Source organism: Serratia sp. YWN4, assembly GCF_055790845.1.
Window position 1 is genome coordinate 1,831,192 of the sequence record NZ_CM147696.1, and the last position, 25,005, is coordinate 1,856,196.

General features: G+C 52.7%; 20 protein-coding genes. 10 read left to right on the top strand and 10 right to left on the bottom strand.

Annotated features, from left to right (window positions below; translation table 11 throughout):
* Positions 1 to 9: 9 nt before the first annotated feature.
* Positions 10 to 1,128: a succinylglutamate desuccinylase/aspartoacylase family protein gene (locus ACX9GT_RS08635; protein WP_473190694.1), complete on the top strand. Its 1,119-nt coding sequence runs from the start codon at positions 10 to 12 to the stop codon at positions 1,126 to 1,128.
* Here the strand turns inward: ACX9GT_RS08635 and sanA are convergent, their stop codons facing one another.
* From sanA to ACX9GT_RS08665, 6 genes are all read right to left on the bottom strand, one after another.
* Entirely contained in the window at positions 1,129 to 1,875 is a 747-nt protein-coding gene (gene sanA / locus ACX9GT_RS08640) for an outer membrane permeability protein SanA (protein ID WP_473190695.1), read from the bottom strand.
* A gap of 176 nt (positions 1,876 to 2,051) precedes the next feature.
* Positions 2,052 to 3,749, bottom strand: a complete 1,698-nt coding sequence (locus tag ACX9GT_RS08645; protein ID WP_473190696.1) for an NAD-dependent malic enzyme — start codon at positions 3,747 to 3,749, stop codon at positions 2,052 to 2,054.
* 190 nt (positions 3,750 to 3,939) lie between these two features.
* Entirely contained in the window at positions 3,940 to 4,824 is an 885-nt protein-coding gene (gene cdd / locus ACX9GT_RS08650; protein WP_473190697.1) for a cytidine deaminase, read from the bottom strand.
* A gap of 196 nt (positions 4,825 to 5,020) precedes the next feature.
* On the bottom strand, positions 5,021 to 5,716 hold the full coding sequence (locus tag ACX9GT_RS08655; protein ID WP_473190698.1) for a CidB/LrgB family autolysis modulator: 696 nt from the start codon (positions 5,714 to 5,716) through the stop codon (positions 5,021 to 5,023).
* Positions 5,713 to 6,120, bottom strand: coding sequence for a CidA/LrgA family protein (locus ACX9GT_RS08660; RefSeq protein WP_473190699.1), 408 nt, complete (start codon positions 6,118 to 6,120; stop codon positions 5,713 to 5,715). The genes ACX9GT_RS08655 and ACX9GT_RS08660 overlap by 4 nt, the downstream gene beginning before the upstream one ends.
* A gap of 138 nt (positions 6,121 to 6,258) precedes the next feature.
* Positions 6,259 to 7,482: an MFS transporter gene (locus ACX9GT_RS08665; RefSeq protein ID WP_473190700.1), complete on the bottom strand. Its 1,224-nt coding sequence runs from the start codon at positions 7,480 to 7,482 to the stop codon at positions 6,259 to 6,261.
* Positions 7,483 to 7,722: 240 nt separating this feature from the next.
* On the opposite strand from ACX9GT_RS08665, the gene ACX9GT_RS08670 reads away from it, so the two are divergent.
* Positions 7,723 to 8,112 carry an endonuclease domain-containing protein gene (locus ACX9GT_RS08670; RefSeq protein ID WP_473190701.1) on the top strand — a complete coding sequence of 130 codons (390 nt, stop codon included), beginning with the start codon at positions 7,723 to 7,725 and terminating at the stop codon, positions 8,110 to 8,112.
* A 145-nt stretch (positions 8,113 to 8,257) separates the two neighbouring features.
* Here the strand turns inward: ACX9GT_RS08670 and metG are convergent, their stop codons facing one another.
* On the bottom strand, positions 8,258 to 10,285 hold the full coding sequence (gene metG, locus ACX9GT_RS08675; protein WP_473190702.1) for a methionine--tRNA ligase: 2,028 nt from the start codon (positions 10,283 to 10,285) through the stop codon (positions 8,258 to 8,260).
* Positions 10,286 to 10,447: 162 nt separating this feature from the next.
* Between metG and apbC the strand changes: the two genes are divergently transcribed.
* The gene (gene apbC / locus ACX9GT_RS08680; RefSeq protein ID WP_473190703.1) at positions 10,448 to 11,560 is read left to right on the top strand and encodes an iron-sulfur cluster carrier protein ApbC; all 1,113 of its coding nucleotides are present in this window, start codon (positions 10,448 to 10,450) and stop codon (positions 11,558 to 11,560) included.
* Positions 11,561 to 11,715: 155 nt separating this feature from the next.
* Here apbC and ACX9GT_RS08685 read toward each other — a convergent pair whose 3' ends face one another.
* Both ACX9GT_RS08685 and ACX9GT_RS08690 read right to left on the bottom strand, forming a co-directional pair.
* The gene (locus ACX9GT_RS08685) at positions 11,716 to 13,089 is read right to left on the bottom strand and encodes an IS4 family transposase (protein WP_473189182.1); all 1,374 of its coding nucleotides are present in this window, start codon (positions 13,087 to 13,089) and stop codon (positions 11,716 to 11,718) included.
* Between the two features lie 198 nt (positions 13,090 to 13,287).
* Complete coding sequence (locus ACX9GT_RS08690) at positions 13,288 to 13,932, bottom strand: phosphatase PAP2 family protein (RefSeq protein WP_473190704.1); 645 nt, start codon at positions 13,930 to 13,932, stop codon at positions 13,288 to 13,290.
* A gap of 244 nt (positions 13,933 to 14,176) precedes the next feature.
* On the opposite strand from ACX9GT_RS08690, the gene udk reads away from it, so the two are divergent.
* The 4 genes from udk to dcuC all read left to right on the top strand — a co-directional run bounded on the left by udk (position 14,177) and on the right by dcuC (position 19,097).
* On the top strand, positions 14,177 to 14,818 hold the full coding sequence (udk, locus tag ACX9GT_RS08695) for a uridine kinase (protein ID WP_473190705.1): 642 nt from the start codon (positions 14,177 to 14,179) through the stop codon (positions 14,816 to 14,818).
* Between the two features lie 134 nt (positions 14,819 to 14,952).
* On the top strand, positions 14,953 to 15,534 hold the full coding sequence (gene dcd, locus ACX9GT_RS08700) for a dCTP deaminase (protein ID WP_459399172.1): 582 nt from the start codon (positions 14,953 to 14,955) through the stop codon (positions 15,532 to 15,534).
* 44 nt (positions 15,535 to 15,578) lie between these two features.
* Positions 15,579 to 17,420, top strand: a complete 1,842-nt coding sequence (asmA, locus tag ACX9GT_RS08705) for an outer membrane assembly protein AsmA (protein ID WP_473190706.1) — start codon at positions 15,579 to 15,581, stop codon at positions 17,418 to 17,420.
* A gap of 321 nt (positions 17,421 to 17,741) precedes the next feature.
* On the top strand, positions 17,742 to 19,097 hold the full coding sequence (dcuC, locus tag ACX9GT_RS08710) for an anaerobic C4-dicarboxylate transporter DcuC (RefSeq protein WP_473190707.1): 1,356 nt from the start codon (positions 17,742 to 17,744) through the stop codon (positions 19,095 to 19,097).
* Between the two features lie 39 nt (positions 19,098 to 19,136).
* Here the strand turns inward: dcuC and ACX9GT_RS08715 are convergent, their stop codons facing one another.
* Positions 19,137 to 20,723, bottom strand: a complete 1,587-nt coding sequence (locus ACX9GT_RS08715; RefSeq protein ID WP_473190708.1) for a TerC family protein — start codon at positions 20,721 to 20,723, stop codon at positions 19,137 to 19,139.
* A gap of 678 nt (positions 20,724 to 21,401) precedes the next feature.
* Between ACX9GT_RS08715 and galU (ACX9GT_RS08720) the strand changes: the two genes are divergently transcribed.
* From galU (ACX9GT_RS08720) to wecA, 3 genes are all read left to right on the top strand, one after another.
* Positions 21,402 to 22,301 (top strand): UTP--glucose-1-phosphate uridylyltransferase GalU, encoded by a 900-nt coding sequence (galU, locus tag ACX9GT_RS08720; protein WP_473190709.1) that lies wholly within the window; start codon positions 21,402 to 21,404, stop codon positions 22,299 to 22,301.
* 45 nt (positions 22,302 to 22,346) lie between these two features.
* A complete protein-coding gene (gene galU / locus ACX9GT_RS08725; protein ID WP_473190710.1) occupies positions 22,347 to 23,243 on the top strand; it encodes a UTP--glucose-1-phosphate uridylyltransferase GalU in 897 nt (298 codons plus the stop codon).
* A gap of 644 nt (positions 23,244 to 23,887) precedes the next feature.
* Positions 23,888 to 24,970, top strand: a complete 1,083-nt coding sequence (gene wecA, locus ACX9GT_RS08730) for a UDP-N-acetylglucosamine--undecaprenyl-phosphate N-acetylglucosaminephosphotransferase (RefSeq protein ID WP_473190711.1) — start codon at positions 23,888 to 23,890, stop codon at positions 24,968 to 24,970.
* Positions 24,971 to 25,005 lie beyond the last annotated feature (35 nt).

Below are 25,005 nucleotides of genomic sequence, written 5' to 3' on the forward strand. Positions count from 1 at the left end.
GGACGTCCAATGAAAATCAATCACCATAACCTACCTGAACACGCGCTGGGCGGACAGCGCCGATTAACCAGTTTTCATTTCGGCCAGCCTGGCGTGGGCAAGAAAATTTACCTGCAAGCGAGTTTGCATGCCGATGAACTGCCGGGGATGTTGGTGTTGCACTATCTCAAAAGGTTGCTGTGCCAGGCGGAGCGGCATGGCGAAATCCACAGTGAGATTATTTTGGTGCCGGTCGCCAATCCTCTTGGGCTGGCGCAGGTGTTGCTCAACGGTGGCGTTGGCCGTTTCGATCTGGTCAGCGGTGGCAACTTTAACCGTGATTTTCCCGATCTGGCGCAGTGGGTGCGTGATTCATTGCTGCCACAAAGTTTCACCGATGCTAACGACTATCGGCAGCAGGTACGCAGTGCCATGACTGCGGCGCTCAGCGCAATGCCCGCTGGCACTGAAGTGGCCGCACTGCGCCAGCAGTTGCTGTTGCTGGCGTGTGATGCCGATCTGGTGCTGGATTTGCACTGTGACGATCGGGCGATGTTGCATATGTATGCCGATCCGGCTCACCGCCAACAGGCGGAGATTCTGGCGCGTTTTATGGATATCGGTGCCGTGTTGCTGTCGCAGGACAGCGGCGGCGGTTCGTTTGATGAGGCCTGTGGCTTGCCTTGGCACCGGCTGGCGGCCAGCCATAGCGCGTGGCACCAGTTTGAACCGGGCTGTATGGCGGTTACGCTGGAGCTACGTGGTCAGCAGGATGTCAGCCACGCGCTGGCCAGCGCGGATGCCGAGCGCCTTTACCGTTATCTGCAATATTGCGGGGCAATTGCCGGGGAAACGCCGGTAGTCCCTGAGCGGGAAACGCTGATGTTGCCGTTTGCTGCCGGTGAGATCGTGCGTGCCCCTGCCAGCGGCATTCTGCTGCTGTTGCGCCAACCCGGTGATTGGGTTGAGGCGAATGAGATTGTGGCAGAAATTATCGATCCGCTGACGGATACGGTAAAAGCCGTGTATGCCCAGGCTGGTGGCCTGATTTATGCCTGCCGCAGCGCGCCTTTTGTCACCTTGGGCGCGGAGATCGCCAAGATTGCCGGGAAAACGCCTTTTGAAGGGGGCGGTGGTTTGGCGGCCTGATTAGGGTTTTGGCGCTGCTTTGCGCTTTTCTGCCGCCAGCTTGTGCTCCAGTTCCACCAGTTGCTCTGGCGATACCGCCGGGTAACCCTGGGCGTCTTCTGGCACGTCGTGCATCGAAGAGATCGGGATCAGCGGGCCGAGGAAACGCGGCTCGCGCTTGAGGATATACAGGTCGGTCAAGGCTCCCAAGCGGGCAAAGATCTCACGGGCGCGCACCGTCATCATGTCTTTCGGCGAGGGCACCGCATAACACTGCGCCTGAATGCCCATATGCAGCGCGATAAACAGCGCGCGTTCGCAGTGGAAGCGTTGGGTGATGATGATGAAGTCGTTGGTATCGAACACCTTACGCGTGCGCACGATGGAATCGAGAGTGCGGAAACCTGCGTAGTCGAGCACGATATCGCTTGGCGCAACGCCAGCGGCGATCAGATCGCGGCGCATGGTCATGGGTTCATTGTAACTTTGCTGGGCGTTATCACCGCTCAACAGCAGGTATTTCACCTTGCCGCTGTTATAGGCGTTAAGCGCCCCCTGAATGCGGTAGCGGTAATACTGATTGATCACACCGGTACGGTAATATTTGGCGGTTCCCAGCACCACGCCAACCTGGCGGTGCGGCAACCCTTGCAACTCGTCATAAACGTAGGGTGCGGTCTTCCAACTTATCCAGCGATCGAGCGCGATAGCCGCTACCATCAACAGCGAAGTGATGATTAATAGGCTAATTATCAGGCGTTTCCACATAGTGTTGCCTTACGCGCTTAATGGTAAAAACAGAATTCAAGGCTACTTTACCTGTCTGGTTGAAGCAAGCGCTGTGCCGCTTGCAGCAGGTATTACGCTGTATTTTTCAGCGTTTCGTGCAGATAAGGGAATGAAAGAGTAAATTGGGGGCAAGATGTGCCCCCAAGCTTTAAATCTTAGAACGATGTGCGTTTGTAGCTGCGATACTGCGGACGCCAGAAATTGTGCTCAATGGCTTTTGACAGCGCCTCTTCTGAGGTGACCACCGCCATTCCCTGCAACTGTGCGGCTTTACCCACCTCCATGGCGATGCATTTGGAAACGCCCTGAATATCATCGATATTTGGCAGCAGTGCGCCGTGGCCGTCGGTAGCCAGCGGTGAACAGTCGGCCAGCGCACGGCTGGCAGCCATCAGCATTGCATCGGTTACGCGTTTTGCCCCTGCGGCCAGAACGCCCAGACCAATCCCTGGGAAGATATAGGAGTTGTTGCACTGGGCGATCGGGAATACCTGATCTTTATAGGTGACCGGCGGGAACGGGCTGCCGGTAGCTACCAGCGCAGCACCTTCAGTCCAATTGATGATGTCTTCCGGCCGCGCTTCCACGCGGGAGGTTGGGTTGGACAGCGGCATGACGATCGGGCGCGGGCAATGCTTGTGCATTTCGCGGATCAACTCTTCGGTGAACAGCCCTGGCTGGCCGGAAACGCCAATCAGAATGGTCGGTTTGGCGTTGCGTACCACTTCCAGCAGGGAGATGGCGTCGCTTTCCACCTGCCATTGCGCCAGATTTTCGCTTTTCTGCACCAGTTTGCTCTGGAAGTCGAGCAGGTTCGGCAATTTGTCGGTCAGTAGGCCGAAACGATCAACCATAAATACCTGCGCACGCGCCTCTTCTTCGCTCAGGCCTTCGGACTTCATCTGGGCAATGATTTGCTCGGCGATACCGCAACCGGCGGAACCGGCACCGAGGAAGGTCACGGTTTGATCGCGCAACTGGCAGCCAGCAGCGCGGCTGGCGGCGATCAGGCTGCCGAGTGTAACGGCGGCAGTGCCCTGAATATCGTCGTTGAAACAGCAGATTTCATCACGATAGCGGTTAAGCAGCGGTGTGGCGTTGTTCTGCGCGAAATCTTCGAACTGCAACAGTACGTTTGGCCAGCGGCGTTTCACCGCCTGAATGAATTCTTCGACAAAGGCGTGGTATTCGTCGCCGGAAATGCGCGGATGACGCCAGCCCATGTACAGCGGATCGTTCAGGCGCTGCGGGTTATTGGTGCCCACATCCAGCACCACCGGCAAGGTGTACGCCGGGCTGATGCCACCGCAGGCGGTGTACAGTGAGAGTTTGCCGATCGGGATGCCCATGCCACCGATCCCTTGGTCGCCGAGGCCGAGGATGCGTTCGCCGTCGGTCACCACAATCACCTTCACGTTCTGCTTGGTGGCGTTTTGCAGCATATCGTCAATGTGTTCGCGGTTCGGGTAGGAGATAAACAACCCGCGCGCACGGCGGTAAATATCTGAGAAGTGCTCGCAGGCTTCGCCAACCGTCGGGGTGTAGATGATTGGCATCATCTCGCTCAGATGCGCATCCAGCAGGCGATAGAACAGGGTTTCGTTGGTGTCCTGAATGTTGCGCAGGTAAATGTGTTTGTCGTTATCGTTTTTGAAGTCCTGGTACTGGCGGTAGGCGCGTTCAACCTGTTCTTCGATGGTTTCCACCGCTTCTGGCAGCAGGCCATGCAGGTTGAAGTGGTTGCGTTCCTCTTCGGTAAAGGCGCTGCCTTTGTTCAGCAAAGGGAATTCCAGCAGAATCGGGCCAGCGTATGGGATGTAGAGAGGGCGTTTGCTTTCGTATTCAAGTTCCATCAGTTTTACTCTTAAACGTATCAGATAGCTTTAATAGCCGCAGATCCTAAAAGATCGGCAGAAGATGTACAGCAATTGTTATGGGTTTATGAAGCAAATTGACGTAATTATCGGCAGTTAAACGACTTTTTAATCAAAGAAAGTGTTTTGGCAGGGATAAGGGCGGAACTGCTGGGTTCCGCCGCAGGGATTAGAAAGTGACTCGGCTGACGTTTTGGCAGCCCAGCGCTGCCAGTGTGGCTTGGGTGGCGTCCCACTGGGTCAAAATGGCACCCTGTGCTTCAGCCAACACCGCGCGGCGGATGTGCAGGCAGTCGCCACCGGAGAGATTCATCAGCACCAGCGCGGCCTGTAACGGTGGCAGGCTGGGGTTGAATGCGGCATTTTCTGCATAGCGGCCCGCATACACCGTGCCATCTTCGGCTTCCAGCGCTACGCCGCTGTGTGCGTTGCTATAAGGCGCATGGCTGTGGTTGGCCGCCGCCAGCGCGCTTTTTGCTAGTTCATCGTCCAGCGTCAGTTGGAAACCGTGGTCGATCGGGCTCATCAGCCGCTCGCTGATTTCAAGATCTTGCGGGCCGAAGGCGTATGGCAGGTAATCACCCAGAGTGGCCGCTGCGCGCCCTGGTTGCAGAATCTGCAAATGTGTTCCGCTATTGAGCTCGTTCATAAACTGTCGGCAATGGCCGCAAGGGGTGTAGTTGACGGTAATAGAAACCAACCCGGTTTCGCCCCGTAGCCAGGCGTGAGCGATCACCGATTGTTCAGCGTGCACGGTTTGTTGCAGCGGCGCACCGCTGAATTCCATATTGGCACCAAAATACAGGTTGCCACTGACGCCGCGAGCCACCGCCCCGACGTGGAAGTGTGAAATAGGGGTTAACGAATAGGTTGCCGCTAATGGCAGCAGGGCAAATGCCAGCGCATCATCATCCAGCCCGCAGTGCTGCTTGATTGCTGCCACCTGATCGGCTTGAAACATGGCTGGGAAATCGGGCGCATCGAAATAAGGCAGCAGGGCAGATTGCAATGCCGCAGGCAGTTCGCTGTAAACAGTGTGAAAACGCGGGTGCATAGAAAGTCTCTCTACAGGTTAACGGGATATGCGCTTATTACGTGAGGTTGCAGTTCTGTTGGCTGCGGGCGCTTACCCCAGTCATTGACACATTCTAGGTAACCTTCTCACAATCGAGTGTGATTGATGTCTTTTTTTTAATGAAATAAATGTAATTAAAACCGAGTTTAAGAGATGTCTCGCAAGTTTTGCATGATTACCCGAACAAATGCAGCAGTATTGGGAACAAGAATGGGGCAGCCAGTGAAGTAATAATCCCGCAAATCACCAGCGCTAATGAGCTGAATGCGCCTTCCTGATAATCGATTTCTGCGCTGCGCGCGGTTCCCAGCGCGTGTGATGCAGTACCCATCGCCAAACCGCGTGAGGATTTGGTGGTGATTTTCAGCAAATTGAGCAGTGAATGGCCGAAAACCGCCCCCAAAATACCCACCAGAATCACGCAGACCGCACTAATGGCGGGGATGCCGCCAAGCGACTCAGCCACTGCCATGGCGATCGGCGTCGTCACTGATTTAGGCATGATGGATGCTGCGATATCCGGCTTTGCCCCCATCAACAGGGCGATAGCACCACCGCTGATCATTGCGGTCATACTGCCGATAAAGCACACGATAATGATGGATTTCCAGCGGGCGCGGATCTGGTGGAGCTGTTCATAAAGCGGAAAGGCGAGCGCGACAACCGCGGGTTGCAGAAGATCGTTAAGGATTTTACTGCCCTGGAAATAGTGCTCGTAAGGCGTCTTGGTCAGCAACAGCAGGGGGATGATCACCGCCATGGAAACCAGTAGCGGGTTAAGCAGCGGCATTTTAAGCCATTGTGACAACTTGCGTGCGCCGAAGAACACTATCAGCGTCAGCGGTAGAGACCACCAGATATCATGGCTCATTTATCTTCCCCCGCGTTCTGGTTCTTGCTGAGAAGAGTGCGTTCGCGGTGGAAATAGTGCGAGGTATAGCCGACCACCACAAACACCAGCAGGGTGCTGAGCAGGCAGGACACCACCAGCGGGCCGAGATCGTCGATAATCTGGTCATAATACTGCATCACGCCGATGCCGATCGGCACAAACAGCAGCACCATGTAGCGGATAAGCAGTTGGCAACCCGGTTTGACCCATTTGGCGGGCAGGATTTGTGAGGAGAGCAGGGCAAACAGGATCAGCATACCGATGATGCTGCCGGGAATGGCGATAGGCAACAGCGACGCAATGGCGTTGCCAGCAAACAGACTGAGATAAATCAGCACGATTGCCCGAACATATTTCCAGCACAGCATGAATACGTTGCCCATAACCCCTTCCCGTTTAGCTTGACGTATTCATCATACAATTAAACTGTGAGCTACGCCACAAAACGCATCATGAATGACCTTTGCGGATAGTATGCCACTTCGGCAGGATCCCGATCTGTTTAAGTGTAGGCATTGCACTTATTCCACGTTGCTGAGGGTGGAAAGTGGCCGCTGGCGTTCTGCCAAGCGGTGGCCCAGAAAAAAGAACAGCAGGCTGAACAGTGCCGCAGCAATCAACACCAGGAACATCACCGGCGGCGGCGCGTAGCTCAGCAGAAAGCCGCACATGACCGGATTGATCGCGCCGCCCAGATTGCTGAGGCTTTGCACCCCGTAATAGCTGCCTTTCAGGTGTGCTGGGGCGATGAAGTCGATAAACATATATTCGACCGGGATCACGATGATCTCCCCAAGGGTGAAAACGGCCATCGCCGCAGCCCATAACCCTATTGATTGCCCTGCCAGCATAAAGCCGATCAGCCCCAGAACGAAGAACAGGGTACCCAGCGCCAACCAGCGCAGCATGTTGTCCTGACGCATACCTCGGCTGAACAGATATTGCAGTGCGATCACAATACTGGCGTTGACGATCATCACCACGCCGATGACTTTATAGGCAAATTCGGCGTTGGATACGGTGATCAGATATTGCGACAAATAGCCGGTGAACTGGCCGAACACTACCGCACCCAGCGCGCTGCCGATGGTGAAATAGATCAGCCGCCGATCGTGGCGCAGAATACCCACCGTCTGGCGAAAGTTGGGCACGGCAAGCGGGGCAGCATAAGTTTCCGCCATCGGAGAAGAAGGCTGATAGCGCAAGCGGAAACTCAGCACCGTCACCGTCAGTAACGCCAGCACTCCGGAGAGGTAGAACGGCAGCAGCGGACTGTAACCGGCAACCATAACACCCAGTGATGAACCGACCGCCCAACCGACGTTAACCAGCGTGTAATTCATCGAGAAGGCTTTGATGCGTTTAGCCACTGGCAGCCAATGGGCAAAGCAGGCTTTGATGGCGATGCCAAGTACCGCATAGGCCGTATGCAGGATGGCCAAGACGGCGATGACTCCCCCCGGGCGCGGGATCCAGGGAATAGCAAAGAAGCTCAGGGAAAATAAAAGGATGGCAAGCAGGATCAGGAAATTTTTATTAAAACGATCGACCAGATAGCCGCCATAAAAACTGCTGATGATACCGATTGCCAGGCTGATGCCGAGAATAATCCCTACGCTTTTCGGTAGCAGGTGGAAGTGCTCGGTAAGATAGATGGTGATAAAAGGTAGCGTCACGCCGCGACCGATAGTCAATACCAACGAGCTTACCAGCAACGTGTTGATCAGCGGAGGGAATCCCTTCATAACCTACCCTGTTAATGCATACAGTTATTTAACCCAGGTTGATACATTAACTGATTTTGCGGCACTGGAAAGGGGGGATCTGAAAAATTGTTTAAAAAAAGAGGCTACGGCTGTAGCCCGTCATAAACCTCCCAACGAGTAATAAAGGGCTGACGACTTTTTGGAATCAGGAACGCAATGTGCGTTTGAACGGATGGCTAAGCCGAAATTGTGGCGATAGGCTTCGTTGCGGAGGTGTTGATGAAGAAAGTAACCGCTTTGAGCACGGCCCGTCGTTTAAGATCCTGCATGACAGAGGCAGAAAAAGCGTTGTGGCTGCAACTGCGCGATCGCCGTTTCACAGGGTTTAAATTTCGCCGGCAATTCCCTGTCGGGCCCTATTTTGCTGATTTTCTTTGCTGGCAAGCTAAGTTGATTATTGAATTGGATGGTGGCCAGCATGCGGAGCAGGTTGTTTACGATCGGCAGCGGACCCGTTTTCTTGAGCAGCAGGGATTTACGGTGATTCGCTTTTGGAACAATGAAATTTTTCAAAACTGGGAGGGGGTCGCGCAGATTATTTTACAGCATTTGCAGAGCAGCCCCTCACCCCGACCCTCTCCCCGAGGGAGAGGGGGCAAAGGACGTTAGGTGAGATGGCGACTGAGTAATTCACGGAATAGTTCCCGAAGGGAGGGCAAAGGAAGTTAGGTGAGATAAAATTGCTGAGATGTGCGCTGAACAGTCCCCTCTCCCTGGGGGAGAGGGCTAGGGTGAGGGGACTTGCACGGATGCTTTACTTCACTTGCATACCCGGCTGCGCACCGCTATCCGGGCTCAGCAGGAAGATCTCTTTCCCGCCAGGGCCAGCGGCCATCACCATGCCTTCGGAGATGCCGAAACGCATTTTGCGTGGGGCCAGATTGGCCACCATAATGGTCAGGCGGCCTTCCAGCAGCTTCGGTTCTGGATAAGCAGAGCGGATGCCGGAGAAAATCTGGCGGGATTCGCCGCCCAGATCTAACTGCAACTTCAGCAGCTTGTCGGAACCTTCCACAAACTCGGCGCTTTTGATCAGCGCTATCCGCATGTCTACCTTAGCGAAGTCATCAAAAGTGATGGTTTCCTGGATCGGATCATCCGCCAGCGGACCGGTCACCACTTTTGCGGCGGCCATGTCTTCCTTCGAGGCGTTAACCATTTCATTCACTTTGTCGAGATCGATACGGTTGAACAGCGCTTTGAAGGTGTTCACCTGATGGCCCAGCAACGGCTGTGCAAGGGTATCCCAGCTCAGTTCACAGTTAAGGAAGGCTTCGGTACGTTCGGTTAGCGCAGGTAATACCGGCTTCAGGTAGGTCATCAGGATGCGGAACAGATTGATGCCCATCGAACAGATCGCTTGCAGATCGGCGTCACGCCCTTCCTGTTTCGCTACCACCCATGGAGCCTGCTCGTCCACATAGCGGTTAGCCAAGTCGGCCAATGCCATGATTTCGCGGATTGCGCGGCTGGTTTCGCGGCTGGCATAGGCTTCTTCAATGCTGGCTGCGGCGTCAACGAAGGTCTGGAACAGGGCCGGATCGGCCAGTTGGTCGGCCAGTTGCCCGCCAAAGCGCTTGTTGATAAAACCGGCGTTACGCGAAGCCAGATTGACCACTTTGTTGACGATATCGGCGTTCACACGCTGTACGAAATCTTCCAGATTCAGGTCGATATCGTCGATGCGCGAGGACAGCTTGGCGGCATAGTAGTAACGCAGGCAGTCGGCATCCAAGTGTTGCAGGTAGGTGCCCGCCTTAATGAACGTACCGCGCGATTTAGACATTTTTGCGCCGTTCACCGTCACATAACCGTGCACAAACAGGTTGGTTGGCTTGCGGAAGTTGCTGCCTTCCAGCATCGCTGGCCAGAACAGGCTGTGGAAGTAGACGATGTCTTTACCGATAAAATGATACAGCTCGGCGGTGGAGTCTTTGCGCCAGAACTCATCAAAATCCAGATCGCCTCGTTTGTCACACAGGTTTTTGAACGAGCCCATATAGCCGATCGGCGCATCCAGCCAAACGTAGAAATATTTACCGGCAGCATCCGGGATTTCAAAGCCGAAATACGGCGCATCGCGGGAAATATCCCACTGTTGCAGGCCGGATTCGAACCATTCCTGCATCTTGTTCGCGACCTGTTCCTGCAACGCGCCGGAACGGGTCCAGGCTTGCAGCATGTCGCTGAACGCAGGCAGATCAAAGAAGAAATGTTCGGAGTCGCGCATCACCGGCGTCGCGCCAGAGACGACGGATTTCGGTTCGATAAGCTCGGTCGGGCTGTAGGTTGCGCCGCACACTTCGCAGTTATCGCCATACTGGTCCGGGGCTTTACACTTCGGACAGGTGCCTTTCACAAAACGATCGGGCAAAAACATGCCTTTCTCAGGATCGTAAAGCTGAGAAATAGTGCGTTTCTTGATAAAGCCGTTCTCTTTCAGACGGCCGTAGATCAGGCTTGCCAGCTCACGGTTTTCTTCGCTATGGGTTGAATGATAGTTGTCATAGCTGATGCCAAAACCGGCGAAATCCTGTTGGTGCTCGTGGCTCATTTCCGCGATCATTTCTTCTGGCTGAATGCCCATCTGCTGTGCTTTCAGCATGATCGGCGTGCCGTGTGCGTCGTCCGCACAGATGAAATGAACCTCGTGGCCGCGCATTCGTTGGTAACGAACCCAGATATCTGCCTGGATGTGCTCGAGCATGTGGCCGAGATGGATGGAACCATTTGCGTACGGTAGCGCGCACGTCACCAATAATTTTTTCGCGACTTGAGCCATAGTGAGAACTTGCTTTCTGTAATGAATAAAAAGGGGCTTTGATGTTAACCGATCGCGCTCTTTGCTGCCAGAGCGGTTTCTTTCGGGTTATACGCGCGAGTTACCTCACAGTTCTGATATGCTTGTGAGGATGCTATTCATTTAAAAAATCAAGGAGCCGGGATGAACGCAAAATCCCCCGAGCAGACCAACCCTGAAGTTCTGCGTGCCCTGGTGACCGGTGTATTGGCCGCCTTTGAACACCCGACGTTAAAAAATAACCTGACTGCCCTGAAAGCGATCCACCACTGTGCCATGCTGGACAAGGTTCTGCATATCGAACTGATTATGCCATTCGCCTGGCACAGCGGTTTTGAAACGCTGAAAGCGACGGTTAGTGATGAATTGCTGCGCGTAACGGGCGCACAAGCCATCGATTGGAAGCTGAAACAGGACATCGTTACCCTGAAACGGGCCAACGATCAGGCCGGTGTGAAGGGCGTGCGTAACATTATTGCCGTCAGTTCCGGCAAGGGCGGGGTGGGGAAATCCAGCACCGCCGTCAACCTGGCGCTGGCTTTGGTGGCCGAAGGGGCCAAAGTGGGGATCCTCGATGCGGACATTTATGGCCCGTCGATCCCGAATATGCTGGGTACCGAACATGAACGGCCAACGTCGCCAGACGGCCAGCACATGGCACCGATCATGGCACACGGCTTGGCTACTAACTCGATCGGCTATCTGGTGACTGACGACAACGCCATGGTATGGCGCGGCCCGATGGCCAGCAAAGCGCTGCTGCAACTGTTGCAGGATACGATTTGGCCGGATCTGGATTATCTGGTGCTGGATATGCCACCGGGCACCGGTGATATTCAACTGACGCTGTCGCAGAATATCCCGGTTACCGGCGCGTTGGTGGTGACCACGCCGCAGGATATCGCATTACTGGATGCCGCAAAGGGCATTGTGATGTTTGAGAAAGTGCATGTGCCGGTATTGGGCATCGTCGAGAACATGAGTATGCATATTTGCAGCAACTGCGGTCATCATGAACCTATTTTCGGCACCGGTGGTGCAGAGAAGCTGGTGAAGAAATACAACAGCCGCCTGTTAGGGCAGATGCCGTTGCATATCTCACTGCGTGAAGATTTGGATCGCGGCCAGCCAACGGTCATCAGCCGCCCTGATAGCGAGTTTGCCGAGATGTATCGCCAACTGGCGGGGCGCGTTGCGGCGCAGATGTACTGGCAGGGTGAAGCGATCCCGACCGAGATTTTCTTCCGCGCGGTATAAGACCGTATTAGTTATGACAACCCGGCATCATGCCGTAATGCTTGTCAGTTAAGGCTAACCAGTTCCCTCTCCCACAGGGAGAGGGTTAGGGTGAGGGGAAGATCACTGAACTAAAGCCCCTCACCCCGGCCCTCTCCCACAGGGCTGTCTCTTGATCAGATCTCCTGATCAAGAGACTTCGCGAGATTATACCCTTCAACGATATCCTGAAGCTTGAACCAGCCTTCCCACATCACTACCCAGCCCGCACGGCCCGTTCGTTTGCTGTCATACCAGTGCCCCAGTTTTGCCAGATTCAGATACGCCCATTTCAGCGTCGGCGCTTGCTTCGGTAACGCTTTTCCTTCCTGTTTTACCCACAGCAGTTTCCATTCTATTGGGCTTAAGACGCGTTCACAGGACGCATTCAACGTCTCTTCGCTCAGCCCGCCCTGACGCAACGCCAACACCCGAACCGCAATAAAGGCAAGAATGACCACCATACGTTCCAGATTGGCCCGGCTTTGCATGCGAGACGCCTCAACCTGCGTCCCACCACTTTTCCACGCTTTGTGATATTCCTCTATTAACCAGCGACGTTCGTAGTAGCTGATGATGACGCGCGCTTCTGCTGCCGAGCCCACTTTTTCTGAGGTTAACAGATGCCAGCAGGCCCCTTCCGGCTCTTCTTCACGGCAGCAGATATACGTCAACGGTACGGAGGCTCCGGGCTGGTTTGGATGTTTTATTTCAACAGGACAGTAACTGACGAACATCTGTGCCTGACGGGCTGCGCGCCCTCCTTTTTGAACGACATTCAGCCAATGGCTGCCTGTTTGTGTGAGTGTGGCAGGCAACTCGAAGAGTTTATCACTGCTGTCTTCAAGCCGGCGATTTTGTGCCGCCCGGACGACGAAGCGCTGGCCCTGGCTGATTTTATAGTCGAGGTAATGCCAGATATCGGCTTCCCGGTCACAGACCGAGATAACTTGCTGTTGCGTATCGCCGAGCCGCTGCGCCATGAGTTCAGACGCCTGCTGCCATTTGTAACTTTCTTTTTCTTCGTAAGCGTGTTGTTTTCGCTGGTGTTTCTTACCGTATTCAGCGATGTCACGACTCCAGCGCTGCTGGTCGATAAGGCCCACCACTTGTGCCGTTTTGGGTGAGTAAAGCAAGACAGAATGCGCCAGTAGCCCCCGTATTTTAGGGCTGGTCGTTGTATTGCCGAGTTCGTCAAAAGCCGTGGGATGACTGAAGTTGATGGAAGTCGTGTCCTCTAATGCAAGGAGAAGTGGGTGCTCTTTGGCGGCGCTTGCCGTTGCGATGAAACCCGCATCAGCGACGGCTTCCGGCGAGACATTGGGGTTACGCATGAGGCGGTATGCGCCTTCGACTTCGGCAGGGGAATGTGATGATTTCACAATAGAAAGTCCTGTGTGTTGAGCCAGTGAAGCAGTGAGTTTCACCAGGCGATGAGTCCTGCGTTTGTCGCCGAGTTGAGCAAGACCGAAAGTGTCTTGAGCCCATGAATCACAATCAGAAAGCACCATACTAAAAACCGAAGGAAGGGAGAATATCAAGACAGATCAACAGATAGGAAAAAAGTTCAAAAACCCCCGACGAGTATGTCGGGGAGTTGTGTATAAGAGACAGCCCACAGGGAGAGGGAGGCCACACCTTTAGCACCTGCTGCATAATTATGCAGCTTTGCGCTTAACTGACCGGCATTAGGCATCATGCCGGGTTTTTTAATGGTGCTTTGTGGCCGCAGGTGAGGTGGTTTTGCTGTGCAGATCTGCGCGCACAAAAGGTTTGTGTACGGGGGCGATGGTCACGGCAATCCGCTCCAGTAACCCCTGAGTTGGGGCGGCGGTGCCGGTGTTGATCAGGAGCAGTGGCAGAACCAGCGTGGCGGCGATCTTGCGGTAAGAAAGCCGAGGCGGCGGAGTGCCGCGCTGAAGCAGCAGGAAGGTGCTGCTGACGATCAGGCCTAATAGCAGGCCGGTGATCACTTCAGAGGTGGAATGGACATGAATCGCCAGGCGCGAATAACCTACCGCGATCGCTAGCACATACCCCACAATCACCGCCACGCGCCGCACTATTGGTGAAAAACGCCCGCTGAGTAACCACAACATCACAGGCCAGATGCTGGCAGACAGCGCCGAGTGGCCGCTGAATCCGGTGAAATCAAACTCGCGGCTGCCGATGCCCCAGCCCATAAACGCCAATTTTGATACGCACACCACGGCTCCGACGCCGCCGAACAGCAGTGTCCATTCCCAAGTGGGTTTTCTGCTGGCGGGTGAGAACATCAAAATAATAAAGATAATGGCTGCGCAGGGCAGCAACAGCATGCTGTCACCGAAGAAGGTCAGGAAATGCCAGTTCATCTGCGGCGGCACTCCACGGCGGAAGATAAATAGCGTTGTTTCACAGGCTTGAAGACTCGTTGAAGGTGAGCAGGATAATAGTAGAACGATTGTACGCTGAGAACCGGGTTGGCAGTAGCGTAAATGTTCTGAAAACGCCGTTCACTCTCTCTGGGGATAAACACTGGCGTCATATGGGGTAACTCCCTATAATCAGCCCGTTCCAGTTCCCTCTTTCCTCACTATAAATCAGGTCTTCAATTTTATGACTGACAAGCCGCATCAGTGCGTCATTATTGGTATCGCTGGCGCATCTGCCTCCGGAAAAAGCCTCATCGCCAGCACTCTGTATCGTGAACTCCGCGACCAGGTGGGTGATGAACATATCGGTGTGATCCCGGAAGACAGTTACTATAAAGACCAGGCCCATTTGACCATGGAAGAACGGGTCAAAACCAACTACGACCACCCGAGCTCCATGGATCACGATCTGCTGTTTCAGCATTTGCAAATGTTGAAGGCCGGTCAGGCCATTGAATTACCGCTGTACAGCTACACCGAGCATACGCGCAAAAAAGAGACGGTCCTGCTGAAGCCGAAGAAAGTCATTATTCTGGAAGGTATTTTGTTGCTGACGGATATCCGCCTGCGTCAGGCGATGAATTTCTCGATCTTTGTCGACACGCCGTTGGATATTTGCCTGATGCGCCGCATGAAGCGCGACGTGAATGAGCGTGGCCGTTCGATGGACTCCGTGATGGCACAGTACCAGAAAACCGTGCGCCCAATGTTCCTGCAATTTATTGAACCTTCCAAACAGTATGCCGATATCATTGTTCCGCGTGGTGGCAAAAACCGCATTGCGATTGATATTCTGAAAGCCAAAATCAGCCAATTCTTTGAATAACATCCTTTAAGGGCTGAAAACGCGTGTTTTTCCAGCCTTTGGCGAGCTAGTTTGCGCTCTGACATAGACCTTCGGTCTGTTATGTGGCAATTTTTGTATGAATTTATGCGCTTTGATGGAATGGAGAGAACTAAATGAGACTGTGCGACCGCGATATAGAAGCCTGGCTGGATAGCGAAAAACTGGTCATTTCGCCTCGTCCACCGATTGAGCGTATTAACGGGGCCACAGTGGATGTCCGCTTGGGCAATCAATTCCGCGTGTTCCGTGGCCACACCGCCGCATTTATCGATCTGAGTGGGCCCAAAGATGAAGTGGGCGCAGCGCTTGATCGCGTGATGAGCGATGAAATTGTGTTACCGGAAGGGGAGGCTTTCTTCCTGCACCCCGGTGAACTGGCGCTGGCGGTAACGCTGGAGTCGGTGACGCTGCCAAACGATCTGGTGGGTTGGCTTGATGGCCGTTCTTCTCTGGCGCGCTTGGGTTTGATGGTGCACGTCACTGCACACCGTATCGATCCAGGCTGGCGCGGCCGAATTGTGCTGGAGTTCTATAATTCAGGTAAGCTGCCGTTGGCGTTACGTCCTGGCATGTTGATCGGTGCCCTGAGTTTTGAACTGCTTACCGGGCCAGCTGCACGCCCTTACAACAGCCGTCAGGATGCGAAATACAAAGATCAGCAAGGGGCAGTTGCCAGCCGCATCGATAAGGACTGATCGCGCTGGGCGTTTGCCGGTGTTGCGCTGATAATGAGGATGGCATGAGAAGATTACTGACAGCTGTGGTGATTTTGCTGGTAGTGCTGGTGGCAGGTATGACCGCGTTGGTGCTGCTGGTCAATCCGAATGATTTCCGTGCCTATATGGTCAAGAAAGTTGAGCAGCGCAGCGGTTATCACCTGACGCTGGAAGGTGACCTGCGCTGGCATGTCTGGCCGCAGCTCAGCATTCTGGCCGGGCGCATGACGTTGACCGCGCCGGGGGCCAAAGCGCCGGTGGTCAGCGCCGATAATATGCGGCTTGACGTTAAACTGTTGCCGCTGATTTCCCACCAACTGTATGTCAAACAGGTGATGCTGAAAAATGCCGTCATCCGCTTGACCCCCGATAGCGAAGAACAAACGCAGCCGGATGCACCGATCGCTCCTGGCGGTAACCAGGCAGATGATACCACCGAATCCACGTGGAAATTTGATATCGATAATCTGCGCGTGGTGGATAGCCTGCTGATTTGGCAGCGTGCCAATAACGAACAGATTAACGTTCGCGATATCAATTTGACCCTGCAACAAAACGGTTTGCGCCAGGCGCAGATGGAACTTTCCAGCCGGGTGAACCGCGATCAGCGCGACCTGACGTTTATGATGGCCGCCGATCTCGATCTACAGCAATATCCTCGCCAGATTGGCGCCAAAGTCACGCAGTTCAGCTATCAGCTTGAAGGCGCAGATATTCCTGCCACAGGCATCAAGGGTGAAGGTAGCGTACAGGCGGTGTATCAACAGTCGCCACAGCAGATCGCTTTCAGCCAACTGATGTTCAGCGCCAATGACAGCCAACTGGCCGGTGATGCCAGCGCGCAGTTAGGATCGATCCCTAGCTATACCCTGAATCTCAGTTCAAGCCATCTTAACTTTGATGCGCTTTCTGGCTGGCAGAAAAAAACCTCTGATGAAGCACAACAGACGGCGGCGATGACGTCTGCACCCGTTATTGCCAATCAGGTAGACGATCCACAACAGAATTTGCAGGTGCTGCGTGATTTTAACGCCCAGTTGAATCTGAAAGCTGAACAGGTGATCTACCGTGGGTTGAGCATCAGCCAACTGGTGGCGCGAGCTGATAATCAACAGGGATTACTGGCGGTAAAAGCCTTGTCTGGCAACGTGGCTGGCGGGGATTTTGCCTTACCGGGTTCGCTGGATGCTCGTGGCAGCAAACCGATCATCAAGCTGCAACCCGTCTTGCGCAAGGTTGAACTGCGGGACGTGCTTAAAGCGTTCGGTATGCCGTTGGTGCTAACCGGAACTTTCAGTATGCAGGGCGATTTGACGGGCGATCGCTTGACTGCCTCTTCTTTTGAGCATCGCTGGCAGGGTACGGCTGAAATGGCCATGCAAAACGTCCAGTTGCACGGATTGAACATTCAGCAACTGATTCAGCAGGCTGTGGCACGCAATGACAGCAGCGTGCGCGGGCAGGATAGCTATCAGCGCTATACCGAGGTGAAGCAGGTGAGTGCCAAAGGCAGCCTGCGTAACGGAACTATCAGCCTCAGCGATCTAGCGGCAGACTCTGAACTGTTCAGCCTGACCGGCGGCGGCACGCTGGACATGCCGGGTAAACAGTCTGATATGACGCTGAACGTGCTGGTGACCGGTGGCTGGCAGGGTGACAATGCCTTGATTGCACAACTGAGGAAAACGCCGATCCCACTGCGGGTTTATGGGCCATGGGAAGAGCTTAATTATCAGCTACAGGTCGATCAGATTCTGCGTAATGCGTTGCAGGATCGTGCCAAAGATGCCTTGAATCAGTGGGCAGAGAAGAATAAGAGTTCGCGTGAAGGGCAGGATCTGAAGAAACTGCTGGATAAACTGTAACTTTGCTCTGACTGATGCCCAATGCGTTTTGCTTGAGTGAGAAGGTTCAAGTTGTCTTCCTCAAGGGATTTGTCACCAGTGCTCATTGAGCGTTCTGACTACTATTTTTTAGCCCCCTCGTCTTTGGGTGAGGGGATTCTACACGCTATTTCGCTTATCAAGACCACCACAATTCCGCCTGAAGTTTCATTATTTCCTGATAGTTTCCTCTCGCAACTTTGATGAATGTCATAATATCCTGTGCCGATTTTCTGCAGAGTGTGGCGGTATTCTTCGGCCATTGCGTGTTGAGCTGAAACAAAATAATCAAGTAGAGGAATTATGATAGAACTTCTGATTGGCGTGGTGGTAGCGGTAGGTGTTGGTCGTTACATTATCAAAGGTTATTCGGCCACTGGGGTCTTGATGGTCGGCGGGCTGATGCTGTTGACGATCAGCGTGTTGATGGGCAAAAACGTGTTGCCCGCCAGCGCAACCTCAACCGGCTGGCGTGCGACCGATATTGTCGAATATGTGAAAATCCTGCTGATGAGCCGCGGTGGCGATCTTGGCATGATGATCATGATGCTATGCGGTTTTGCCGCTTACATGACGCACATTGGTGCCAACGATGTGGTCGTGAAACTGGCCTCGCGCCCGTTGCAGATGATCAACTCCCCTTATTTACTGATGATCGCCGCCTATTTCGTTGCCTGCCTGATGTCGTTGGCAGTGTCTTCTGCCACCGGCTTGGGCGTGTTGCTGATGGCAACGCTGTTCCCGCTGATGGTGAATGTGGGGATTAGCCGCGGTGCGGCGGCGGCTATCTGTGCCTCCCCGGCGGCGATTATCCTGTCACCAACCTCCGGTGATGTGGTGCTGGCGGCCAAGGCTGCTGAAATGCCGCTGGTTGATTTTGCCTTTAAAACTACGCTGCCTATTTCGATTGCCGCTATTGTCTGCATGGCAATCGCTCATTTCTTCTGGCAGCGTTATCTCGATAAGAAAAACAACGAACAGCATCATATTGTCGATGTGAGTGAAATCACCACTCATGCGCCGGCTTTTTACGCCATTTTGCCGTTTACGCCGATCTTGGGTGTGCTGGTATTTGACGGTAAATGGGGCCCAGAACTGCATATCATTACCATTCTGGTGATCTGCATGTTCCTGACGGCAGTAATTGAGTTTATCCGCAGCTTCAATGCCAAAACCGTATTTACTAGCCTGGAAGTGGCTTACCGTGGTATGGCGGATGCGTTTGCCAGCGTGGTGATGCTGCTGGTTGCTGCGGGGGTCTTTGCGCAGGGGCTGAGCACCGTTGGGTTTATCAGTGGCTTGATCGGCCTGGCGCAGTCGTTTGGCACCGGTGGCATTATTATGATGCTGGTTCTGGTGGTGATTACCATGCTGGCGGCAATGACCACTGGCTCCGGTAATGCCCCGTTCTATGCGTTTGTCGAACTGATCCCGAAACTGGCCGCCCAGATGGGCATTAACCCGGCTTATCTGGTGATCCCGATGTTGCAGGCATCAAACCTTGGCCGAACGCTGTCGCCGGTTTCCGGGGTGGTTGTGGCGGTGGCTGGGATGGCAAAAATATCGCCGTTCGAAGTAGTAAAGCGCACTTCTGTGCCAGTGATCGTAGGGCTGATTGTGGTGGTAGTAGCGACTGAACTGCTGGTTCCATTGCGCTGATTGGCAATACCGGGCATCCAGTGGGATGCCCGGTAGGATTCAAACTTCGTAGTTTTCTTCCGGCGCGATCAATGGGGTGATTTTTACTTTCATGATGCGGTGGCTGCTGATCTCCAGCGGTTCAAACAGATAGTCACCAATATGCAGTTGTTCGCCCTCTTGCGGAATGCGCTGGCAGTGCTCCATCAATAAACCGGCCAGCGTATGGTATTCACGCTTTTCTTCTATCGGCAGCGGCACGTACAGCGCCAGGTCTTCCAGCGGCATGTGGCCATTGGCGAGCCAGCAGCCATCGGCAGTTTGTTGGATGTCGTGGCGAGCGTCGATCTCCTCATCCGCCTCTGGCAGGTTACCGGCGATGGTTTCCATAACGTCGGTCAAGGTGACGACACCTTCGATCGAACCAAACTCATCGACGACAAAGGCAAAATGCGTTTTTGCCTGGCGGAATTGCTCCAGTGCGGAGAGTAGCGTCAATTGCTCAGGGAAGATCAGCGGTTGGCGCACCAACGCCCGCAGATCCAGTGAATCCTGCTGCAACTGTTGTTTCAACACATCGATGGTGTGGATCACCCCCAAGGGTTCATCGCTGGCGTTGTCTTCGGTTACCACAATGCGCGTATGCTGGTTCTTCTCCAGCAACAGCGTCAGCTTTTCTTGCGGATCGTTAAGCGCCAGATATTCCACATCATGCCGTGAGGTCATGATACTGCTGACCGTACGCTGCGCCATGCCCAGCACGCGCTCGATCATGTGGCGTTCCTGCTGGTTGAAAATCTCACCGCTTTCACTGGTGCTATCGGCCAGCAGGCTGGCAGAGTGGCTGTCTACTTCTGCCTCTTCATGTTTGCCGCTCAACATACGTAATACCGCTTCAGCGGTACGTTCACGCAGGGGGCGAACCTTGGACAGAAAGCGACGCCGGTTGAATTGCGCCAGTTGGTTCAACGCTTCGATCATTACTGAGAAGCCAATCGCAGCGTAGAGATAGCCTTTCGGGATATGATAGCCGAACCCTTCCGCAACCAGGCTGAAACCGATCATCAGCAAGAAGCTGAGGCACAGAATAACGATGGTGGGGTGCGCATTAACAAAGCGCGTAAGCGGCTTGCTGGCAAGCAGCATCAGGCCAATAGCGATGCAGACGGCGATCATCATTACCGCGAGGTGATCGACCATCCCGACAGCCGTGATCACCGAGTCCAGCGAGAATACCGCATCAAGCACGACAATCTGCGCCACAACCGGCCAGAAACGTGCCCCTTTACGCTGCCCGTGCTGCTCTTCGTCTTTGCCTTCCAACCGTTCGTTCAGCTCCATCGTGGCTTTAAACAGCAGGAAGATACCGCCGATCAGCATGATCAGATCCCGGCCACTGAACGGGTGACCCGCGGCGGTAAACAGGGGCTTGGTGAGGGTTGCCAGCCATGAGATTGAGGCAAGCAGAGCCAAACGCATCAGCAGTGCCAGCAAAAGGCCAACAATGCGAGCTTTATCTCTTTGTTTTTTAGGTAATTTTTCCGCCAGAATGGCGATAAATATGAGGTTATCTATCCCCAGTACAATTTCCAGTACAACCAGGGTGGCCAAGCCGGCCCAAATTGTTGGATCTGCGATCCATTCCATACGCCCAATTTCACCTTTATGTTCGACGGCTCATGCCGCACTGGGAATGATGGACGCTGAGAAAGGGGAATTCAACTTTAAATCAACATATAGGAAGTAAGGCAATAGAAAAGGTGAGTAATTAAGCATTACAATGGCTTTTTGACTGGCTGACAGGTGATGCAAAAAAATCGGTCAGCTTTCTAGGCTGAATCCCAGTAGTCAAATAATATCCATTTAAATCAATGAATTATTTCTGTTGCAAAATGCAATAATGTGCACGTTAAAACCACAATAGTAGTCTTATTCTGAAAAGGCTTATACATGTTTATCTAAGGCTTGTTTCAATGGGTCAATAGTATAAGAATCTTAGCGCTCATATGGATGGTGATAAGTGCCGTTTACCTGGTCAGCAAGACGCTGCCTGTTCGTTTTACTGCGACCTGTTCCTCATCACATTTAGTGCAAAACCCTGGGCTCACCATAAATGTGTGGCGAGAGTCACGCTTTTTTGATTCAAACATTGTCTACAGTGCATTGGTAGCTGAAAGCCAAGGGCGGTAGCGTGTCAAAAATTAGCATAATAGGGCTATGATTTTTTATAACATAATGATTTAAAATAAAAATCAATAAGTCGCTAACATCGCTGCTCTTTCTGGTTTTGATATACTTCTTGTTATTTTTTGGTGGAAAGAAATTATGCAAAAAAGATTAAAGGCCGTGATTCCCGTAGCGGGTCTGGGTACTCGTATGTTGCCTGCGACCAAGGCTATCCCGAAAGAAATGCTGCCGGTGGTTGATAAACCACTGATTCAGTACATCGTTAGCGAATGTGTGGCGGCAGGAATTAAAGACATTGTATTGGTCACGCATTCATCTAAAAACGCGATTGAAAACCACTTTGATACCTCTTTTGAACTGGAAGCTGTGCTTGAGGCACGTGTAAAGCGCCAACTGCTTGCCGATGTACAAGGGATCTGCCCGCCGGACGTTACGGTTATGCAGGTGCGCCAGGGGCAAGCTAAAGGCCTCGGTCACGCAGTGTTGTGTGCTAAACCGATGGTGGGTGATGAACCTTTTGTGGTGCTGCTGCCGGATGTGCTGCTGGATGATGCCACTGCCGATTTGCGTAAAGAAAACCTGGCCAAAATGATTCAACGTTTTGCGCAAACCGGTTTCAGCCAGATTATGGTTGAACCTGTGCCTGAGCAGGATGTGTCTAAATACGGGGTTGTAGACTGCGGTGGCGCAACGTTAGCCGCTGGTGAAAGCACCCCGATGACCGCAGTGGTAGAAAAACCCGCGCGGGAAGATGCCCCTTCAAATCTTGCTGTGGTAGGCCGCTATGTGCTTTCGGCCGATATCTGGCCACTGCTGGAAAAAACCCCGCCGGGTGCGGGTGATGAGATCCAGTTGACCGATGCAATTGCCATGCTGATGGAACAGGAAACCGTTGAGGCTTTCCATATGACCGGCAAATCGCACGACTGCGGTGACAAACTGGGCTATATGAAGGCTTTTGTGCAATATGGCCTGCGCCATCCGTCTGAAGGTGAAGGTTTCACCCAGTGGTTGAAACAGACGCTAAACAGCAAGTGACAGCTAAAACTGCTGGCATGATCAGAAGACTCAAAGAGGATTATCATGACTAAGATGTTGAAAGCCGTCATTCCTGTTGCTGGTTTGGGTATGCGCATGCTGCCAGCAACCAAGGCGATTCCAAAAGAGATGTTGCCGATTGTCGACAAGCCGGTGATCCAATACATCGTGAATGAGTGCGTTGCCGCAGGCATTAAAGAAATTATTCTGGTGACGCATTCTTCCAAGAATGCGATCGAAAATCATTTTGATACCTCTTACGAACTTGAGGCCATGCTGGAAGCGCGCGTGAAGCGCCAACTGCTGGAAGAAGTGAAATCCATTACCCCGCCGGGCGTAACCTTGATGCACATTCGCCAGGGTCAACCTAAAGGGTTAGGGCATGCGGTGCTTTGCGCCAAGCCTTTGGTAGGTGATTCACCTTTTGTGGTGCTGCTGCCGGATGTTTTGTTGGATGATGCGAAAGCCGATCTGGAAAAAGACAACCTGGCGCATATGATCGCCCGCTTTAAAGAAACCGGTTTGAGCCAGGTGTTGGTGCAAGCCGTAGATGAAAATGTGCTGTATAACTACTCAGTGGTTGAATGTGAAGTTAACACCTTGCAGCCAGGTGAAAGTTCGTTTATGACGTCGATCATTGAAAAGCCGAGCCGTGAAATTCAACTGAAATCTAATTATTCTGCCGTTGGCCGCTATGTGCTTTCTGCCGATATCTGGCCGATTCTGGAACAAACCAAGCCTGGAGCCTGGGGGCGTATTCAGTTAAGCGATGCGATTGCAGAGCTGCTGAAGCAAAAACCGGTAGAAGCCATGAAGCTGGTCGGGGAGTCATTTAACTGTGGTGAGAAGCTGGATTACCTGCGAGCGTTTGTGACCTATGGCTTGCGTCACCCGACGCAAGGTAAGGCATTCCGCGAGTGGGCAGAGAAGTTGGAGTTGTAAGAATTCATAGCTGATTGCTGTTCACTTAAGCAAAGAAATACATCATCAAGTAGTACCATCAAGTATAAATGAGCGCCCCCTCTCCCAGCGGGAGAGGGTTGGGGGGAGGGGCATTAGCCACAATTGGGCTTGCAACGAGATGCGTGTTGTCTGCAAGCCTATATATAATCAGCAACAATTTTCCCCCCTAGCATTAATGCGTTTGCTGCAGAGGTTTTATAAAATCGAAATCGCTATTTGGCCTTATCTTCGCAATCTGCAAAATTTCAATTACTTTTATTAAAATCAAATAATTAAAAATTATTTTCTACGTAAGAAACTGTGTGCCGACACGCCAATAGTGGTCTTATTCTGAAAAGGGTTATACGGCTTATCTAAGGCTTGTTTCAATAAGTTAATAGTATAAGAATCTTATCGTCACAGTTTGAAATTAGTTCGGATTTTGTCCGGTGATGAATAGACTTTGTATTCGTGATGCTATGACGGATTAGATATTTATATCTTTTTGATTTCCATAAAAAAGCATGAGGCTGCCAGGCATTTACGCTCAAGAAATTTTCGCTAGCAGTACATTGTAGCTAAGAGCGATAGCGTGTCTGTATCATCTGGATTGGGAGTTATAACTGTTTGATTATGGTGAGAAAATGCAAGAATCAATGGTGGTTTTCTTCGGTGCGCTTCTGATGTTGCTGGGGGCAAGAAAGGTCGCGTTTTATATTGGCTTAGTGGATAAACCTAGCGCTCGTAAAAAGCATGATGGCCATATCCCGTTAGTTGGGGGCGTCTCCATTTATTTAGCATTATGGGTACTTTATATATTGCACCCAGACTGGATACCTCAATTTAAGCTTTATATGATTTGTGCAACAATTTTACTGGTTGTTGGTGTGTTGGATGACCGGTTTGATTTACCCGTGCTGCCAAGGGTTGGGGTTCAGGCTTTAGTAGCTGGTGCCATGATGTGGTCTGGGTTGGTTTTGACAAGCCTCGGGCATGTTTCTGCTGATATCGAGTTGGTATTGGGAGTGTTTGGTTATTCGGTGACTTTGCTTGCGGTATGGGCCGCCATCAATGCTTTCAATATGGTTGATGGCATTGATGGCCTGCTGGGGGCATTATCATGCGTTACGTTTGCTGCCTTAGCCGTAATGTTCCAACTCGGTGGCAACTCAGAACTCGCTAAATGGTGCGTGTGCCTATTAGTGGCATCTTTGCCGTACATTATGTTGAATCTTGGTATCCCAATGGGGAAAAGATTCAAAGTATTTATGGGGGATGCGGGTAGTACACTGATCGGCTTCACCGTTATTTGGCTGTTGGTGTTAGCTACCCAAGGTGATAAAGCTGTGATGCGACCGGTATCGGCACTGTGGGTCATTGCGGTACCATTAATGGATATGGCAACAATCATGGTACGCCGGATCCGCAGAGGGGATAGTCCATTTAAACCTGACCGTGAGCATCTTCACCACATCCTGATAAGAGCCGGGTTAGGCCCACGCCAAACGCTGTTGGCGATTGTTGGTTTTTCAGCGTTGTTGGCGGCAATTGGCATTATTGGTGATAATGCCGGGGTGCCTGAATTGCTGATGCTGGTGGGATTTTTGGTTGTTTTTGCAGCTTATTTTTGGTCTATTATCCGGGTTTGGAAAATTTTGACCTGGATCCGAAAGGCAGGCCGCAAGCAAGGGATGAGTGAGATCGGAAATTCGCCTTCAAACAAGTGATTAGCCACTTGTCAGGTGCTTTGCTCTTTTTGAGC

What these genes read in the sequence shown, in the direction of transcription:
- metG (WP_473190702.1), bottom strand. Translation starts at nt 10,285, where the DNA reads ATGGCTCAAGTCGCGAAAAAATTATTGGTGACGTGCGCGCTACCGTAC.
- ACX9GT_RS08665 (WP_473190700.1), bottom strand. Translation starts at nt 7,482, where the DNA reads ATGAAGGGATTCCCTCCGCTGATCAACACGTTGCTGGTAAGCTCGTTG.
- ACX9GT_RS08685 (WP_473189182.1), bottom strand. Translation starts at nt 13,089, where the DNA reads ATGGTGCTTTCTGATTGTGATTCATGGGCTCAAGACACTTTCGGTCTT.
- ACX9GT_RS08635 (WP_473190694.1), top strand. Translation starts at nt 10, where the DNA reads ATGAAAATCAATCACCATAACCTACCTGAACACGCGCTGGGCGGACAG.
- ACX9GT_RS08660 (WP_473190699.1), bottom strand. Translation starts at nt 6,120, where the DNA reads ATGGGCAACGTATTCATGCTGTGCTGGAAATATGTTCGGGCAATCGTG.
- galU (WP_473190710.1), top strand. Translation starts at nt 22,347, where the DNA reads ATGACTAAGATGTTGAAAGCCGTCATTCCTGTTGCTGGTTTGGGTATG.
- sanA (WP_473190695.1), bottom strand. Translation starts at nt 1,875, where the DNA reads ATGTGGAAACGCCTGATAATTAGCCTATTAATCATCACTTCGCTGTTG.
- ACX9GT_RS08715 (WP_473190708.1), bottom strand. Translation starts at nt 20,723, where the DNA reads ATGGAATGGATCGCAGATCCAACAATTTGGGCCGGCTTGGCCACCCTG.
- wecA (WP_473190711.1), top strand. Translation starts at nt 23,888, where the DNA reads ATGCAAGAATCAATGGTGGTTTTCTTCGGTGCGCTTCTGATGTTGCTG.
- ACX9GT_RS08655 (WP_473190698.1), bottom strand. Translation starts at nt 5,716, where the DNA reads ATGAGCCATGATATCTGGTGGTCTCTACCGCTGACGCTGATAGTGTTC.
- dcd (WP_459399172.1), top strand. Translation starts at nt 14,953, where the DNA reads ATGAGACTGTGCGACCGCGATATAGAAGCCTGGCTGGATAGCGAAAAA.
- udk (WP_473190705.1), top strand. Translation starts at nt 14,177, where the DNA reads ATGACTGACAAGCCGCATCAGTGCGTCATTATTGGTATCGCTGGCGCA.
- galU (WP_473190709.1), top strand. Translation starts at nt 21,402, where the DNA reads ATGCAAAAAAGATTAAAGGCCGTGATTCCCGTAGCGGGTCTGGGTACT.
- ACX9GT_RS08645 (WP_473190696.1), bottom strand. Translation starts at nt 3,749, where the DNA reads ATGGAACTTGAATACGAAAGCAAACGCCCTCTCTACATCCCATACGCT.
- ACX9GT_RS08670 (WP_473190701.1), top strand. Translation starts at nt 7,723, where the DNA reads ATGAAGAAAGTAACCGCTTTGAGCACGGCCCGTCGTTTAAGATCCTGC.
- cdd (WP_473190697.1), bottom strand. Translation starts at nt 4,824, where the DNA reads ATGCACCCGCGTTTTCACACTGTTTACAGCGAACTGCCTGCGGCATTG.
- asmA (WP_473190706.1), top strand. Translation starts at nt 15,579, where the DNA reads ATGAGAAGATTACTGACAGCTGTGGTGATTTTGCTGGTAGTGCTGGTG.
- dcuC (WP_473190707.1), top strand. Translation starts at nt 17,742, where the DNA reads ATGATAGAACTTCTGATTGGCGTGGTGGTAGCGGTAGGTGTTGGTCGT.
- apbC (WP_473190703.1), top strand. Translation starts at nt 10,448, where the DNA reads ATGAACGCAAAATCCCCCGAGCAGACCAACCCTGAAGTTCTGCGTGCC.
- ACX9GT_RS08690 (WP_473190704.1), bottom strand. Translation starts at nt 13,932, where the DNA reads ATGAACTGGCATTTCCTGACCTTCTTCGGTGACAGCATGCTGTTGCTG.